The sequence below is a fragment of the Streptomyces sp. NPDC091682 genome, from assembly GCF_044756625.1.
Lineage (GTDB): Bacteria > Actinomycetota > Actinomycetes > Streptomycetales > Streptomycetaceae > Streptomyces.
The window spans coordinates 43704-58570 of record NZ_JBIVTH010000008.1 but is presented as its reverse complement, the minus strand read 5'-3'; the positions used below and the strand labels follow the sequence as shown (position 1 = coordinate 58570).

Genomic DNA, 14867 nt, shown 5'->3' with positions numbered 1-14867 from the left:
GGATTCCTCCCCGCAGGGGGCGGGCTTGGTACATCTGCCCGCCGCAGCGGCGGAGCCGGCGCCGGTCCGGTCAGCGCTCGGACAGCTCCGACGGGGCCTCTTGGACGATCCAGCTGTTGCCGTCGGGGTCGGCGAAGGTCAGGAAGGAGTTCCAGGTGCCGCCCTTGCCCTCCTGCCAGCCCGATGCGCCGAGGTTCCGGACGGGCGACACGTCCACGCCCCGGGCCACCAGCTCCTCGCGGGCCGCCTCGATGTCCGTGACGCACAGCTGGAGGCCGTGCAGGGTGCCGGGCGCCATGACCTGGCCGCCGGGTGCCCCGGGCATCCCCTGGAGCATGGCGATGGAGCACCGGGAACCGGGCGGGGTCAGCTGGATGATGCGCACGCCGGGGGAGACCTCGTCGTCGAGGTCGACGCCGAAGCCGACCTGGTCGGCGTAGAAGCTCTTGGCGCGGTCCATGTCGGTGACAGGGACGGGGACGACTTCGAGCGTCCAGTTCACGGGGTGTCTCCTTCGGGGGATCGGAGGGTCGCACGGCGGGGCGGGTCCACCGTTTCCCATGGAGGTGCGGTGGCGCACGTCGAAACGCCCGGCGGGCGCCGACTTCTGCGGGAGGGGCGGAGCGGTCGTCGCGGGTCAGTCGTCGGGGAGGACGCGGCCGTCTTCGTCGAGCGTGAGGTGGATGCGCGCGGGGTCCTGGCTGTTGACGTCGGACGGCCGGGGGCCCTCCGGCCCGTCGGGCCCCCAGCGCAGCAGGCGGCGGGTACGGACGATCTGGTACAGGGTGCCCTGGAACTCCAGCCGGTTGACGCGTCCGGCCCGGAGCGTGTCGGCGGCCCCGGCGTACGCCGCCAGCTTCGCGGCCCGCAGGTCGGCGCTCTCCCCGCCGCCCGCGGCCGTCCCCGTACGGGCGTCCGTGCGCGGGTCGGCGTCCTCGGGGATGTGACCGCGCATCCGCGGCCACATCCAGGTCAGGGCGAAGTCCAGCGACTTGCGGGCGGCGTGCGGAGTCGCGTGCGGGCCGCTGACCGGCCGCCAGCCGTCCGTGGTCCGCTCCACGACGCTGAAGGTCGGCGGCATCAGCAGAACGTCCGGGTGGGTGTCCAGGGCCCGCCGAGAGTCGGCGCGCACCTCCTCGGGGAACCGCCCGCCCGTGTAGCACAGGCCGCGCAGCGCCAGCTGCTCGAACGCCTGGGTCGGGGTGACCGGTGCGTCCGGATCCACGACCAGACCGTCATCGATCTCGGGCTCCCGGACGGTCCGTTCCCAGTCGGGGACGAGGGGCTCCGGATCCGTCGGGCGCGGCGCCTCGATGCCGCCCGGGCCCGAAGCCGCGTACTCCTCGGCCCGCACCACCCGGTACCGGGTCCCGGCCACGAGGAGTTCGTCGACGCGCTCGCTCTCCAGCCGGGCGACCGCCGCCAGCAGCTCGCGCCGCTCCGCCCTGTCCTGCGCATCGTCCTTCGCCTGGAACCACAGCCGGGAGTTCAGCCCGTCGCGCGCCTGCTGCGGGCAACCGGCCGTCACTTCGAGCACCACCCGCCACCGCGGCCCGTCCTCGGCGGACTGCGCCGCCACGCCGAACAGCGGGCCGCGCACCACCACGTCACCCGCCCGCGCCGCGGCGTCGAGCGCGTCGGCTTCCATTGCGGCTTCCACCGGTTCCACCGGTACCCGCACCACCACCGGCCGCGACCCGCGCGGCCCCATGTCCCCACGGTCCATGGCCCCATCCTGCCGGCCGGTGCGGGGCGCCGCCCCTGATTCGCCGATTCCCCGACCCCGAGGGCCCCGCGCGCGGTACCGTCCGCGCACCCCCGGCACGTTCCCGGCACACCCCTGACATTCGTCACTGTTCGTCCCGCGGTACGCGCGCGAGCCTGGGGGAGGGGAAAGACGCGGAGACGAGGGGCAGGGGGCGGCCATGACGGTGCCGGGACCGACGGCGGGACCGACGACGGGGGAGGTGACACCGCGGCCGACCCGGGCCGGGATCGCGCGGATATGGGCCCGGTCGCTGACGGCGGTGGTGCTGCGGCATCCGCCGGCACCGGGGCCGCGGCACTCGGCCGGGACGCGACAGGTGGTGCTGGTCCTGGCGGTGACGGAGATCGTGGTGGCCTGCCTGCTCTCCTCGATGCTGCCCCCCGCGGTCCGACCGGTGCACGCGGCACTGGAGCTCCTGCTCGTGCTGGGCGGCCTGGGCCTGGTGGCGGCACTGGTCCGGCACCCGCACGAGGTCGACGAGGAGCGGGTAGTCCTGCGGACCGGCTTCCTCGGCGACGTGGTCCTGCCGCGCCCGGCGGTCCGCTCCACCTCCCCGGTGGTGCGCACCGTTCCCGGCCGCGGCCCGAGGCCCGTGCCCGGCGAACCGGGCGCGGTGGCCTGCTCGGTGGAGAGCGCACTGAACGTGGCCGTACACCTGGACCCGCCCGTACTCCTCGACCTCGGCCCGGCCGGGCCCGTGGAGGCGGCGACCGTGTACGTCTCGGCGGACTCGCCGCACGCCCTCGCGCAGGCCCTCCGACGCGTGGTCCCGCCGTACCGGAGCTAGCCTGGACGGGGGGATTCCGCCCGCCGGCGAGTGGGGAGGGAGGTCCCCGTGGTGACCCCGAGACTGCGCGTGACCACACTGGACGCGGGCCCCTTCACCCTGCCGAAGAGCGACCTCCTGTACGGGGCGAGCGGCACGGTCACCGTGCCCTCGACGGTCGCCGTCATCGAGCACGCCACCCACGGACCGATCCTCTTCGACACGGGCGTCAACCACTGCGTCGCGGATCCGGAGGCCGCCGAGGCCCACTGGGGCCCGGGCCTGCGGGCGGCGTACGGCGCCGAGGGGTTCACTCGGGCACACGCCGTCGACGCGCAGCTGGAGCGGCTCGGCTACCGGCTCGCCGACGTCAGGTACGTCCTCTACTCCCACCTGCACCTCGACCACGCCGGAGGGATGACCTACTTCCCGCACGCCGTGCACGTGGCCCAGCACGACGAGCTGCGCCACGCGTGGTGGCCGGACCGCTGGACGGCCCGGGGCTACGCCTTCGAGGACTATGCGGGCGGCCGGAACTACGACTTCCTCGAACTGAGCGGTGACACCGACCTGTTCCGGGACGGCACGCTCACCCTCGTGCGCACCACCGGGCACACCCCCGGCCACCAGGGGGTCATCCTCGACCTCGACCACCACGGGCGGATCGCGCTCATGGGCGACGCGGCCCACCTCCAGCAGGGGCTGGAGCACGACGTGCCGATGCTCAGCGACTGGAACACCCAGGAGAAGATGCTGACCTACGGGCGGCTGCGCGCCCTGTCCCGGTCCGGCATCCGGGTCTTCCTCTCCCACGACCCGGAGCACTTCGCCGCCCTGCCGCACGACGGCGAGTTCTGGGACTGACCCCCCGGCAGGACCGCCTGCGAGCCCCCCGGCAGGGCCGCGCGCCACCCCACCGGGCGCTGTCCCCCGAGGGGGTCCGGTGGGGCGGGATCGTGCAGCGAGGCAGCCCGCCTCAACCCTTGGATGGGAATGCTCCGACTGTAGGACCCGCCACTGACAATGCCCGGAGGGCCGGGCTCGAACTCGAACGCACATCCGATGAGCGGCCCGGTCCGGCCGGCTCGGAATGCTGGACCCGCCCGTCCGGCGCACCCTGGGATGTGCGGGACCGCACCGAAACCGTCCCGCCCCGGTGCCGCCCTCCGGCGGCCCCGACGCGTGGGGAGGCAGAACACATGGCCAAGTCCGACGAACCGAAGGGCTGGGGGCCGCTTCCGGACCCGCCCCCGGAGCTGTTCAACGCGCCCCCGGGCGAGCCGCTCGACGACGCACGGCGCACCGCGGTCCTCGACTGGACGGTGAACCAGTACGTCGCCCTCGGATGGCGCGTCGAATCGCGCTCCCCGACCCAGGCGGTGCTGGTGCGCGGCGGCAACGTCAACCACCTCCTGCACGCGATCCTGACTATCTTCACCTGCCTGCTCTGGGGCGTCGTGTGGATCGTGCTCGCCCTGGGGAACAAGACGGAGCGCGTCGCCCTCACCGTCGACCCGACCGGCCGCGTCCAGACCGTGCACGGTCCGGGCTGACCCGGACGTCCGACCGGACCGACCGGATCGACCGGACCGGTCACACGTCCGGGAACTCCGGGGCGATGCCCAGCGTGGGCGCGATGGCCCGCCAGATAGTCGACCGGGCCGTCGCGAGGTCCACCCGGGGGTCGTCGAGCATCAGGCGGATGCCGAGGCCGTCGCACAGGGCCAGCACCAGGGTGCCGAGCGCGCTGACGTCGCAGTCGGCGAACTCCCCCGAGCGGATGCCCCGTTCCACGGCTCCGCCGACCCACGCGTGCAGTTGGTCGTACAGGTCGACGGCCAAATGTCGGGCCGCCGCGTCGCGTTGGGCCCGTACCCACAACTCCTGCCAGAGCTTCCAGTCCTGGCGCAGTTCCGCGTCGGTGGGCAGCATGCTCCGCAGGATGCGGGCCAGGACGACCGAGGAGGGCACCGAGTCGGGAACTCCCTCGGTGTCCGTACCGGTCTGGGCGAAGGAGTGCGTCATCGCCTCGGCGAAGAGCTTCTCCCGCGTGTCGAAGTGGTAGTGCAGCAGGGCCTTCGACACACCGCCGTGCTCGGCGACCTTGCGCATGCTGACGTTCTCGAAGCCGATGTCGGCGATGACTTCGCACGCGGCCGTGAGGATTCGCTCACGCGTCTCGAGTGCGCGCTCGGCCTTGGTCACGTTGGCTGCTCCCCGTGTCGGCGCCCGTGGACCGGGCGGGTGGGCCCGGTTGCCGTGGCCACCACACCAGAACCTGCTGATCGCCGCGATCGTCGTCCCGTTCTTCGCCAACTACCTGGTCCGGATGTACGGCTGGTCCGTGGTCCTCTCCGACGACGGCCCGCTGCTGAAAGCCCTGCGCGCGACCGGTCTCGCCGACGACGACACCAAGATCCTCCAGACCGGTGCGGGAGTGATCGCCGGGCTCGTCTACGGCTTCGTCGTCTTCATGATCATCCCGCTGTACGCGGCGATGGAACGCATGGACACCTCCCTCATAGAGGCCGGCCGCGACCTCTACGGAGGCCCCCTGCGCACCTTCTTCTTCGTCACCGTCCCCGCCACCCGGCAGGGAGCGGCCGCCGGCTGCGTCCTCGTCTTCCTGCCCGCCATGGGCGACTTCGTCAGCGCCCAGCTCATGGGAGGCCCCGACCAGATCATGATCGGCAACCTGATCCAGGACAAGTTCTTCCAGGGCCAGAACTGGCCGCTGGGCTCGGCCCTCACCATGCTGCTGATGGCCGTCATGTTCCTCGGGAAGCTCGGCTACCTGCGACGCACCCGCAAGGACGAGGCGGAGGCCGCCCGATGAGCACCCGTAGCAGTACCAGCACCAGCACCAGCACCAGCCCGGGCCCGGGCCCGGGCACCGACACCCGCACCCCGCAGCGCCGCCGCCGGGGCACAGCCGAGCGCCGCCCCCGCTTCGCGGTCGCCGTCACCGCCCTCTTCTTCGCGCTCCTCTACCTTCCCGTCGGCGTCGTGGTCCTGTTCTCCTTCAACTCCCAGAAGTCCCTCACCGTCTTCGACGGCGTCAGCTTCCGTTGGTACACGGCCATCCTCCACGACGAGGTGCTCCTCGACTCGCTCGGCATGAGCCTGCGGGTGTCCCTGGTCGCCATGGCCGGCTCGCTCGTCCTCGGGGTGGCCCTGGCCCTGGGCCTCGTACGCAGCCGCAGCCGCCTCGGCTCGTTCGCCGGCCTGATCATGCTCGTCCCGCTGATCACCCCGGAGATCGTCACGGGCGTCGCGGCGATGCTCCTCTTCAAGGGCCTCGGCATCACGCTCTCCACCACCACCGTGATGCTCGCCGAGATCACCTTCTCCGTCTCCTACGTGACCGTCATCCTCCGCTCCCGCATCGCCGCCCTCAACCCGGAGGTCGAAGAGGCCGCCATGGACCTCGGTGCCACCCGCGGGCAGGCACTGCGCCTGGTGACCCTGCCCGCGCTGCTGCCCAGCATCCTCGCCTACTTCACCACCGGCGTCGACCCGCAACCGCTGTCCGTGCGCATCTACTCGGCGATCAGGTTCGGCGTGCAACCCACCATCAACGCCGTCGGCACCCTGATGCTGGCCGGCTCCATCGGCCTCATCGTCCTCGCCCTCGCCATCCCGCGCCTGTTCGGGCGCAGGGGCGGCCTCGACCTGCTCTCCAGGAAGTGACAATCATGCCCGCGACACCCGAGCAACCGACCCCCACGACCACCACCCCGACGTCGACCCCCCTGCTGACCCCGACCCCCATCCGTCCGACCCCCGCCGTCCGCCTCGACCGCGTCAGCAAGCAGTACCCCGCCGCGGGCGGCGTCCACGCCGTGCGCGACGTCGAACTCGACATCGCACCGGGCGAGTTCTTCTCCCTCCTCGGCCCCTCCGGCTGCGGCAAGACCACCCTCCTACGGATGATCGGCGGCTTCTCCGCCCCCACCGCGGGCGGCGTCCTCCTCGACGGCCAGGACGTCACCGACCTGCCGCCCAACAAGCGCAACGTCAACACCGTCTTCCAGAGCTACGCCCTCTTCGACCACCTCTCGCTCGCCGACAACGTGGCCTTCGGCCTGAAGCGCAAGGGCGTCGGCCGCGCCGAGATCCGCGAGCGGGTCTCGGGCATGCTCGACCTCGTCCAGCTCGGGCACCTCGCGAACCGCAAACCGGCCACCCTCTCCGGCGGCCAGAAACAACGCGTCGCCCTCGCCCGCGCCCTCGTCAACCGGCCCCAGGTCCTGCTCCTCGACGAGCCGCTGGCCGCCCTCGACCTCAAACTGCGCCGCCACATGCAGGTCGAGCTCAAGCAGATCCAGCGCGAGGTCGGCATCACCTTCGTCTTCGTCACCCACGACCAGGACGAGGCCCTGACCATGTCGGACCGCCTCGCCGTCATGAACGAGGGTCGCGTCGAGCAGTGCGGAACGCCCGAGGACGTGTACGAGCGCCCCACGAGCAGCTTCACCGCCTCCTTCATGGGCACCTCCAACCTCGTGCCCGGCAGCTACCGCTGCGGCCGGGTCGTCCTCGACGAAGGCCCCGAACTGCCCGTGGGCCAGCGGCCGTCCGTCCCCGAAGGCAGCAGGGTGAACCTGTCGATCCGCCCCGAGAAGATCTGGCTGTCCGACCTGGAGCCGGACATGGCCCGCGCCACCGGGGTCGTCCGCGAGACCGTCTACTGCGGTCCGACCACCACGTACCTGATCGAACTGGCCCCCGGCGTCACGGTGTCCGTACTGGAGCAGAACACCGTCCGGTCCCGCAGGGAGGACCGCTGGAGCGGCGGCGAGCGCGTCGAGATCGGCTGGAAGCCCGAACACTGCCTCGTCCTGGACTGAAGCCGCCCCGACCTAAGGAACACCCCCATGAACCACGACGTCATCGTGCTCGGCGCCGGCCTGGCCGGCCTCGCCGCGGCGCGCGACCTCGCCGCCGGCGGAGCAGACGTCCTCGTCGTCGAGGCCCGGGACCGGGTCGGCGGACGCGTCGAACAGACCCGACTCCCCGACGGCCGGTTGGTCCAACTCGGCGGAGAGGTCGTCGGCCGCGCCCACACCGCCTACCTGGACCTCGCCGCGGAACTCGGCCTCACCCTGGTCCCCAGCTACGTCGCCGAGCCCGGCGCCCTCACCCGCGCCACCCCCGAAGGGGTCTGCGCGGGCGATCCGCCCCACTGGTTCGGCCCCGGCGACGACGCCTGCCACCAGAAGGTCACCGCCGCCTTCCGCGCACTCGCCCGGGCCGTCGACCCGGCCGACCCCTGGTCCCACCCCGACGCGGCGGCCCTCGACCGGACGTCCGTCGGCGACTGGCTGCGCGCCCAGGGAGCCACCCCGGCCGTCGTCCGCCTCTGGGAGATAGGCCAACTCGCCCTCGCCGACGGCTCGTACGAGCGCACCTCCCTCCTCGCCGCCCTGCGCAAGCACGCCGCGGTCCCCGGCCCCGGCGCCTACGACTACGAAGCATGGGAAGGCCTCCGGGTCGCCGAGGGCTCCGCAACGGTGGCCCTGCGCATGGCCGCCGACCTCGGCGGACGCATCCGCACCGGCGCGCCCGTCCGGGCCGTGACGGTCCGCCGGCCCGGCCACTGCTCCGTACGGCTGGACGGCGGCGAGACCCTCATCGCCGGCGCCGTCGTCAGTGCCCTGCCCGTCGGCCCGCTGCGCGAGGTCGCCGTCACCGGCGTGAGCGACGAGCGCCTCGCCTCCCTACACCGCCAACGTTAGTCCCTCGCCGCGAAGTTCGTCGCCGCGTACGACCGGCCGTTCTGGCGCGAACTCGGCCGGAGCGGCCTCTTCGAATCCGAAGGGGTCCTCGGCAGCACCTGGCCGCAGAGCGACGGCATCCTGTCCGCCCTGGTACCGCCCGAGCGGCTCGGCGTCCTGCTCGGCACACCCGCCGCGCTGCGCACTCGCGAACTCCTCGCCGACATCGCCCGCCTCTACGGCGACGAGGCCCACCGGCCGCTCGCCACCTACGTCCGGACGTGGGGCACCGACCCGTGGACGCAGGGGTACGTCACCCAGTGGACGCCCGGCGACGTCATGGCCGTCGGCCCCCGCCACGGCACCCACGAACCCCCCTTCTACGTCTGCGGGTCCGACCAGTGGGTGGCCGGCTACATGGAAGGCGCCGTACGCACCGGACGCGATGCCGCCGGAGAGGCGCTGCGCCGTGGCTGACCCCGTGCTCAACCACCTGGCGGGCGTGGACCGGCCCGCCGCCTCGGGAGAGACGATGGAGCTCGTCGACCCCGCCACCGGCCGGGTGCACGGCCACGCCCCGCGTTCCGGCAGGGCCGACACGGACGCCGCCTGCGCGGCAGCCGCAGCCGCGTACCCGCACTGGTCCCGGACCACACCGGCCGTGCGTCAGCGCGCCCTGCTCGGCATCGCCGACGCGATCGAGGAGCACGCCGAGGCCTTCACGGCCGCCGAGACCGGCGACACCGGCAAGCCGCCCCGGCAGTTCGAGGCCGAGGAACTGCCCGCGATCGTCGACACCCTGCGCTTCTTCGCCGGAGCCGCGCGCAACCTGCCGGGTCTCGCGGCCGCCGAGTACGCCGAGGGCCGCACCTCCGTACTGCGGCGCGAACCGGTCGGGGTCTGCGCCCAGATCACCCCGTGGAACTACCCGCTGATGATGGCGGTGTGGAAGATCGCCCCGGCCGTCGCCGCGGGCAACACGACCGTGCTCAAGCCCGCCGACACCACTCCCGCCTCGTCCGCGCTGCTGGCCCGCGTCGCGGCCGAGCACCTGCCGCCGGGCGTGCTCAACGTGGTCTGCGGCGACCGCGACACGGGCCGTGCGCTCACCGCCCACCCCGACGTCGCCCTCATCGCGGTCACCGGCAGCGTGCGCGCCGGCCGACAGATCGCCACCGCCGCGGCCGCCGACCTCAAACGGGTCCACCTGGAGCTCGGCGGCAACGCCCCGGTGCTCGTCCACGACGACGTGGACGTCGTGGCGACCGCCGCCGCCCTCGCCGCGGTCGCCTACTACAACGCGGGCCAGGACTGCACCGCGCCCACCCGGCTACTGGTCCACCACCGGGTGCACGACGCGTTCCTCGCGTCCTTCGCGGCGGAGACGGCCAAACTGCGCACCGGCGCCCCGGACGAGCCGGACGCGGACTTCGGCCCGCTGAACAACGCGGCCCAGCTGGCTTCGGTACGGTCCCTGCTCGAGCGACTGCCGCGGCGCGCCGAGCTCGTCACCGGCGGCGCCCGCCTCCCACGGCCGGGCTTCTTCCACGAACCCACCGTCGTCGCCGGCGTGCGCCAGGACGACGAGATCGTGCAGGAGGAGATCTTCGGCCCCGTCGTGACCGTCCAGCCCTTCGCTGACGAGGCGGAGGCCCTGCACCTGGCCAACGACGTCCGCCACGGCCTCGCCGCCAGCGTGTGGACGAGGGACCACGACCGCGCCATGCGCGCGACCCGGGCCCTGCACACCGGCATCGTCTGGGTGAACACCCACGGCACCACCGTCTCCGAAATGCCCCACGGCGGGGTCAGGCACTCGGGCTACGGCAGTGACCTCTCGATGGCGGGCCTCCTGGACTACACGCAGGTCAAGCACGTCATGCTGTGAGCTGGCCAGGGGTCCCCCACAGGGTCAGCCGTTCAAGGAGGTCATCAGCTCGGGTGCGTAGCGCTCGCCCGAGGCCACTCCGTGCGGCGCCACGGCGTCGAGGGCGGCCAGCTCCGCCGGGGTGATCGTCACGGCGGTGGCGGCGATGTTCTCCTCCAGGTAGCGGCGCCGCTTGGTGCCCGGGATGGGGACGGCACCCTGGTGGAGGGTCCAGGCCAGGGCGAGCTGCGAGGGGGTGACGCCCTTCTTGGCGGCGAGCCGGCGGACCTGGTCGACGACGGCCAGGTTGCGGTGGAAGTTCTCTCCCTGGAACCGCGGGTCGGTGCGCCGGAAGTCGTCCGCGGCGAAGTCGTCCGGGCTGCTGATGGCACCGGAGAGGAATCCGCGTCCGAGCGGGGAGTAGGCGACGAGCCCGATGCCGAGCTCGCGGAGGGTGTCCCGTACGCCGTCGTGTTCGATGCCGCGCTCGAAGAGGCTGTACTCGGTCTGTACGGCGGCCAGCGGGTGTACCGCCTGGGCGCGGGTGATCGTGGTGGGGGAGACCTCGCACAGCCCGATGTGGCGGACCTTGCCGGCCTCGACCAGCTCGGCCAGGGCTCCCACGCTCTCCTCGATGGGCACGTTCGGGTCGACGCGGTGCAGGTAGTAGAGGTCGATGTGGTCGGTGCCCAGGTGGCGCAGGGAGCGGTCGGCCGAGCGGCGGATGTACTCGGGGCTCCCGTTGTGGCCGAGGAACGCGCCCCCGTCGCTGAACTCGATCCCGGTCTTCGTGGCCACGAGGGCGGCCTCGCGGCGCCCGGCCAGGGCCTTGCCGAGCAGCTGCTCGTTGCGGAAGGGGCCGTAGCCCTCGGCGGTGTCGAGGAGGGTGACGCCCAGCTCCAGGGCGCGGTCGATGGTGGCGAGGGACTCGGTCTCGTCGGTGGCGCCGTAGTGGGCGCTCATGCCCATCAGACCGAGGCCCTCGGCGCCGACCTCCAGTCCCTGGCCGCCCAGTGCGCGGATCTCCATGGTGTGCTCCTCACAAGAAAGTAACTAACTGGATAGTTCGAGTCTGCGACGCAGTGACCTCGCTTGTCAATAACCAGATAGTTACTTGCTAGGCTGCAGCCCATGGCACGGGATTCCAACGCGACGAAGGCGCGCCTGCTCGACGCCGCCTTCACCGAGTTCGCGACGTACGGCATCGCGGGTGCGCGCGTCGACCGCATCGCCGAGGCGGCGCAGGCGAACAAGCGGCTCATCTACGTCTATTACGGCAACAAGGAGCAGCTCTTCGACGCCGTGCTCCAGCGGGCCCTCGCGACGGGATCGGAGTCCGTGCCCTTCGACGTGGAGGACCTGCCCGGCTACGCGGGGGCGGTCTTCGACCACCTCGTCGAGCGGCCGGCGCTGATGCGCCTCGTGCTGTGGAAGCAACTGGAGCGCCCGGGATCCACGGACGCGGAGTCCGCTTCCTACGACGGCAAGATCGAGGCGGTTCGGCGGGCGCAGGAAGCGGGCCGCATCGATGCCGCGGTGCCCGCGGCGGACGTGCTGACACTGGTCATGGGCCTGTCACAGGCCTGGTTCGGCGCCGTGGGCGGTCCGGCGGCGGATGCGGCGGGCACCGGCTGGGCCGCTGAACGGCGCGCCGAGCACCGTGCGGCGGTGGTGGAATCCGTCCGCCGGATCACCGCACCCGCACCCGCACGCCGGCCGGAGGGCCACTGAGGGCGTCCACGGTCAGCGCTACGGCCGGGCGAACTCCAGCAGCGTCCGCTCGTACCGCCCGCCGAAGCCCACCCGGGTGACGTCCTCGAACGGGAACTTCGACAGCCGAGGGTGCCACCGCGCCTCGGTGTCGATCTCCCGCAGCCGCAACGACTTCGGCCGTACGGCGGCCACCTCGCCGATCCAGCAGGAATCCGGCGCGTCCCGCTCGACGTGCAGGGAGACCAGCCCGAAGGCCCGGGAGGCGCCCTCCGCCAGGTCCGCCAGTCCGTCCAGGGCGAGTTCCGGCTCGGGCGCCCGGGCCGGCCAGCGCCCACGGCGCCGCAGCGCCCGGACGGTCAGGCAGTCCATGCCGCCCCGCCACCCGACCTTGGTGACGTCCGCGGTGCGTACCGCCGCCCAACCGTCGAGCTGGACGTCACTGCACAGGGCGATCAGCGTCCACGCCGCGCTCGTGCCCACGACGAAACCGTCGAGCCGGTCCGCGCCCCGGATCGCCGACCGGTGGACGCGGACCAGAGCACCTGACGACAGTGCCTCCGCGAGCCGTGCCACGACCTTGTCGTCCATGTTGTGCACGTTGTCCATGGGTAGATCCTGCACCGCCCCGGGGCCCGACGGCACTTGGGTTTCGACCCGTCCGCGTCCCCGCGTCAGCGGGCGAGGAACGGCCGCAGCGCCGTGACGAGTTCGGTGGGGGCGTCGAGTGCGATGAGGTGGGCCGCAGCGGGGAACTCGACCAGAGCGGCGCCGGGGATCTCGGCGGCGTACCGGCGGGCGATGTCCTGGAAGTCGGCGACGTCGAGCAGACCGATCCCGACCAGTGTGGGAACGGCGATCGTCGTGATGTCGCCCGCCGGGCCACCCCGGGAGTGTTCCCCGACCGCCTCCTGGTTCACCAGCGACGTCCGTACGGGGGTACGGAGCCGTTCGGCCAGCCCCGGAGCGACGTCCTCCCAGCCGCGGCCGGGCCCGCGCAGCCACATGTCCAGGTTCACGCCGACCGCGCCGTCCAGGTCGCCCGAAGCCAGGGCCGCCGTCTCGGCCTCGTCGTAAGCCACCATGTCCGCCGACCAGTCGTAGCCGGGCCACGGCGGGGAGAGCAGCGTCAGGGACTGGACCCGGCCGGGGTGGGCGAGGGCGAAGTTCACGGCCACCCGGCCGCCCCAGGACGCGCCGACGAGCCGGACGCTCTCGTGACCGAGGTGGTCCAGGAGCCGGCACAGGTCGTCGGTCTCGGCGAACGGCCCGGTCGGGGGCGCGGACTCGCCGAAGCCGCGCAGGTCATACCGGATGACGGTGTTCTGCTCCGCGAGGGCGGGTACGACCGCGTCCCACATGGTGTGGTCCGCGACGCCGGCGTGTACGAGCACCACGGGCGGACCGTCGCCGGTGACGGTGTAGGAGAGGTGGCCGAGATCGTCGGCAAGGATGAGCATGCGCAGATGGTCGCAGGTCAACGCCCCGCAGGCCATCCGAATTCACGGCACCGCGGTCTCATGTGTGCGCATTGCGCCAGAAGTCGGATGCGAGCAGTTCCCGCAGGAGTCCGACGACGAGCCGGGGCCGTCCCACGAAGGGCGAGTGGCCGGTCTGCCACTCGCGCACGTCGGTGCAGCGCGAGGCCATCCTCCGCTGTAGGCCCGGGTCGACGGCCCGGTCCCGGGAGCAGACCACGTAGGTGGAGGGGGTGTCCTTCCAACTCTGGCGCTCCGGAACTCCTCGCCCACAGCCGGGTGCTTGGGCCCGCAGGAGGTCGACCGCGCGGGCGGCGAACGGTTCGGGACAGTCGTCGTAGAGGGCGGCGGTAGCCAGATCGGGGCACAGACTGGTCGAGCCACCTGGCCCGGGGCGGATCGCCGCCTTGAGCCGCGAGGACGCCCCACCCAGACCGGCCGCGCTCTCACCGGCATCCGGCACGAAGGCCGCCAGGTACACCAAGTGCCCTGCTCCGCTCACCCCGGTGATCACCGAACCGCCGTAGGAGTGGCCGAGCAGGATCGCAGGCTCCCGCAGCGCGTCGACGGCGGCCTGGACCGCGGCGGTATCGGCGAGCAACGAACCCCGGTGGAGCTCGGGAACCACGACCTCGGTTCCGGAAGCCCTCACCTGCTCCGCCACTTCGGCAAAGTGCTCAGGGCGGTGATACAGGCCGTGGACGAGTACCACAGCGGCCATGCGCCCCCTCCTCAACTCCGGCATCGATTAAGTGATCTTCACACGGTGTGCGGCTGTTGCGCGTAGGCCCGCCGGGGCGCGGTCGGGGCGGCGGCGGACCCTTCGCCGCGAACCGGACTGCAGGCGCACAGGTGAGGGACTCGACGTGTGCGGGCTGCCCGAAGCGGATGCACAACCCGCACCGGTCCTCGTCCCTCCACACGCCACCGGTCACCGCGTACCGCGGCTACCGCCCGAACAAGCGCCGCAAGAACCCGACCGACAAGCCTGCCAAGCCCACGATCACCCAGGACCGCGTTCCGGAGAGCCGGTGTCGGTCCGGGATGAGATCGTTTCCCGCATGGCCGAAACAGACGAAGCAGAAACCGACGTCGAGCATGCCGTCATCGCTCGCTATCGACTGGCCGACGCTGGCCTTGGCGAGCCAAGTCAACGGGAGGTCGTCCGCCAGGCCCAGTCCCTGCTGACCGACGTGATCGAGCAAGCTGACGTCGGCGAGTTCGACGGAAACGAGTACGGAGGCGGTGAGGTGGTCCTCTACGCCTACGGACCGGACGCCGACGCACTCTTCGCTGTCATGGCACCCATCCTGAACGACCTGCCGTTCCGGCCGGCGCACGTTGTCCTGCGCTACGGCTCCGCCGATGACCCATCCGCTGCCGAGCACCGCATCGACCTCTGACGAGACGAGTCGCAAGCCCCCGGAGCCCTAAATGTGCGTGGACGGCCTGCCGGTGATCAAGTATCGTCCGACTCCGGACCACGTCGCGCGAGACGAACGGAAGGAGGCGAGTGCCGTGCAGTTCACAACCATCCAGCGCTCCCTCCTCGTTACCCCGA

General features: G+C 72.3%; 16 protein-coding genes and 1 pseudogene. 10 read left to right on the top strand and 7 right to left on the bottom strand.

Going from position 1 to position 14867, the window contains the following annotated elements:
- Positions 1-70 precede the first annotated feature (70 nt).
- Positions 71-502, bottom strand: a complete 432-nt coding sequence (locus ACIQK6_RS19720; protein ID WP_329095023.1) for a VOC family protein — start codon at positions 500-502, stop codon at positions 71-73.
- 135 nt (positions 503-637) lie between these two features.
- The gene (locus ACIQK6_RS19715; RefSeq protein ID WP_329095022.1) at positions 638-1726 is read right to left on the bottom strand and encodes a DUF5954 family protein; all 1089 of its coding nucleotides are present in this window, start codon (positions 1724-1726) and stop codon (positions 638-640) included.
- A gap of 199 nt (positions 1727-1925) precedes the next feature.
- Between ACIQK6_RS19715 and ACIQK6_RS19710 the strand changes: the two genes are divergently transcribed.
- The 3 genes from ACIQK6_RS19710 to ACIQK6_RS19700 all read left to right on the top strand — a co-directional run bounded on the left by ACIQK6_RS19710 (position 1926) and on the right by ACIQK6_RS19700 (position 4087).
- Positions 1926-2555, top strand: a complete 630-nt coding sequence (locus ACIQK6_RS19710; RefSeq protein WP_402695166.1) for a hypothetical protein — start codon at positions 1926-1928, stop codon at positions 2553-2555.
- Between the two features lie 48 nt (positions 2556-2603).
- Positions 2604-3398: an N-acyl homoserine lactonase family protein gene (locus ACIQK6_RS19705; RefSeq protein WP_329095018.1), complete on the top strand. Its 795-nt coding sequence runs from the start codon at positions 2604-2606 to the stop codon at positions 3396-3398.
- A 335-nt stretch (positions 3399-3733) separates the two neighbouring features.
- A complete protein-coding gene (locus tag ACIQK6_RS19700; protein ID WP_329095016.1) occupies positions 3734-4087 on the top strand; it encodes a hypothetical protein in 354 nt (117 codons plus the stop codon).
- A gap of 40 nt (positions 4088-4127) precedes the next feature.
- Here ACIQK6_RS19700 and ACIQK6_RS19695 read toward each other — a convergent pair whose 3' ends face one another.
- Positions 4128-4739, bottom strand: a complete 612-nt coding sequence (locus tag ACIQK6_RS19695; RefSeq protein ID WP_402695165.1) for a TetR/AcrR family transcriptional regulator — start codon at positions 4737-4739, stop codon at positions 4128-4130.
- 49 nt (positions 4740-4788) lie between these two features.
- Here ACIQK6_RS19695 and ACIQK6_RS19690 point away from each other — a divergent pair, with 49 nt between their 5' ends.
- The 5 genes and pseudogenes from ACIQK6_RS19690 (at position 4789) to ACIQK6_RS19670 (ending at position 10139) form a co-directional block, all read left to right on the top strand.
- Entirely contained in the window at positions 4789-5370 is a 582-nt protein-coding gene (locus tag ACIQK6_RS19690) for an ABC transporter permease (protein ID WP_329095012.1), read from the top strand.
- Positions 5367-6224, top strand: coding sequence for an ABC transporter permease (locus ACIQK6_RS19685; protein ID WP_329095010.1), 858 nt, complete (start codon positions 5367-5369; stop codon positions 6222-6224). The genes ACIQK6_RS19690 and ACIQK6_RS19685 overlap by 4 nt, the downstream gene beginning before the upstream one ends.
- 5 nt (positions 6225-6229) lie before the next feature.
- A complete protein-coding gene (locus ACIQK6_RS19680; RefSeq protein ID WP_329095008.1) occupies positions 6230-7384 on the top strand; it encodes an ABC transporter ATP-binding protein in 1155 nt (384 codons plus the stop codon).
- Between the two features lie 27 nt (positions 7385-7411).
- Positions 7412-8728 (top strand): annotated as a pseudogene (locus tag ACIQK6_RS19675) (flavin monoamine oxidase family protein).
- Positions 8697-10139, top strand: a complete 1443-nt coding sequence (locus tag ACIQK6_RS19670; protein WP_402695164.1) for an aminobutyraldehyde dehydrogenase — start codon at positions 8697-8699, stop codon at positions 10137-10139. Before ACIQK6_RS19675 ends, ACIQK6_RS19670 begins: the two are co-directional and overlap by 32 nt.
- Before the next feature lie 24 nt (positions 10140-10163).
- On the opposite strand, the gene ACIQK6_RS19665 is transcribed toward ACIQK6_RS19670, so the two are convergent.
- Positions 10164-11147 (bottom strand): aldo/keto reductase, encoded by a 984-nt coding sequence (locus tag ACIQK6_RS19665; protein WP_402695163.1) that lies wholly within the window; start codon positions 11145-11147, stop codon positions 10164-10166.
- 102 nt (positions 11148-11249) lie between these two features.
- On the opposite strand from ACIQK6_RS19665, the gene ACIQK6_RS19660 reads away from it, so the two are divergent.
- Positions 11250-11849 (top strand): TetR family transcriptional regulator, encoded by a 600-nt coding sequence (locus ACIQK6_RS19660; protein WP_329095002.1) that lies wholly within the window; start codon positions 11250-11252, stop codon positions 11847-11849.
- 18 nt (positions 11850-11867) lie between these two features.
- Here the strand turns inward: ACIQK6_RS19660 and ACIQK6_RS19655 are convergent, their stop codons facing one another.
- The 3 genes from ACIQK6_RS19655 to ACIQK6_RS19645 form a co-directional block, all read right to left on the bottom strand.
- A complete protein-coding gene (locus ACIQK6_RS19655) occupies positions 11868-12437 on the bottom strand; it encodes a hypothetical protein (protein ID WP_402695162.1) in 570 nt (189 codons plus the stop codon).
- A 65-nt stretch (positions 12438-12502) separates the two neighbouring features.
- Entirely contained in the window at positions 12503-13288 is a 786-nt protein-coding gene (locus tag ACIQK6_RS19650) for an alpha/beta fold hydrolase (RefSeq protein WP_402695161.1), read from the bottom strand.
- 58 nt (positions 13289-13346) lie between these two features.
- Positions 13347-14027 (bottom strand): alpha/beta fold hydrolase, encoded by a 681-nt coding sequence (locus ACIQK6_RS19645; protein ID WP_402695160.1) that lies wholly within the window; start codon positions 14025-14027, stop codon positions 13347-13349.
- A 340-nt stretch (positions 14028-14367) separates the two neighbouring features.
- Here ACIQK6_RS19645 and ACIQK6_RS19640 point away from each other — a divergent pair, with 340 nt between their 5' ends.
- Positions 14368-14709: a hypothetical protein gene (locus ACIQK6_RS19640; protein WP_402695159.1), complete on the top strand. Its 342-nt coding sequence runs from the start codon at positions 14368-14370 to the stop codon at positions 14707-14709.
- The last annotated feature ends 158 nt before the right edge of the window (positions 14710-14867 follow it).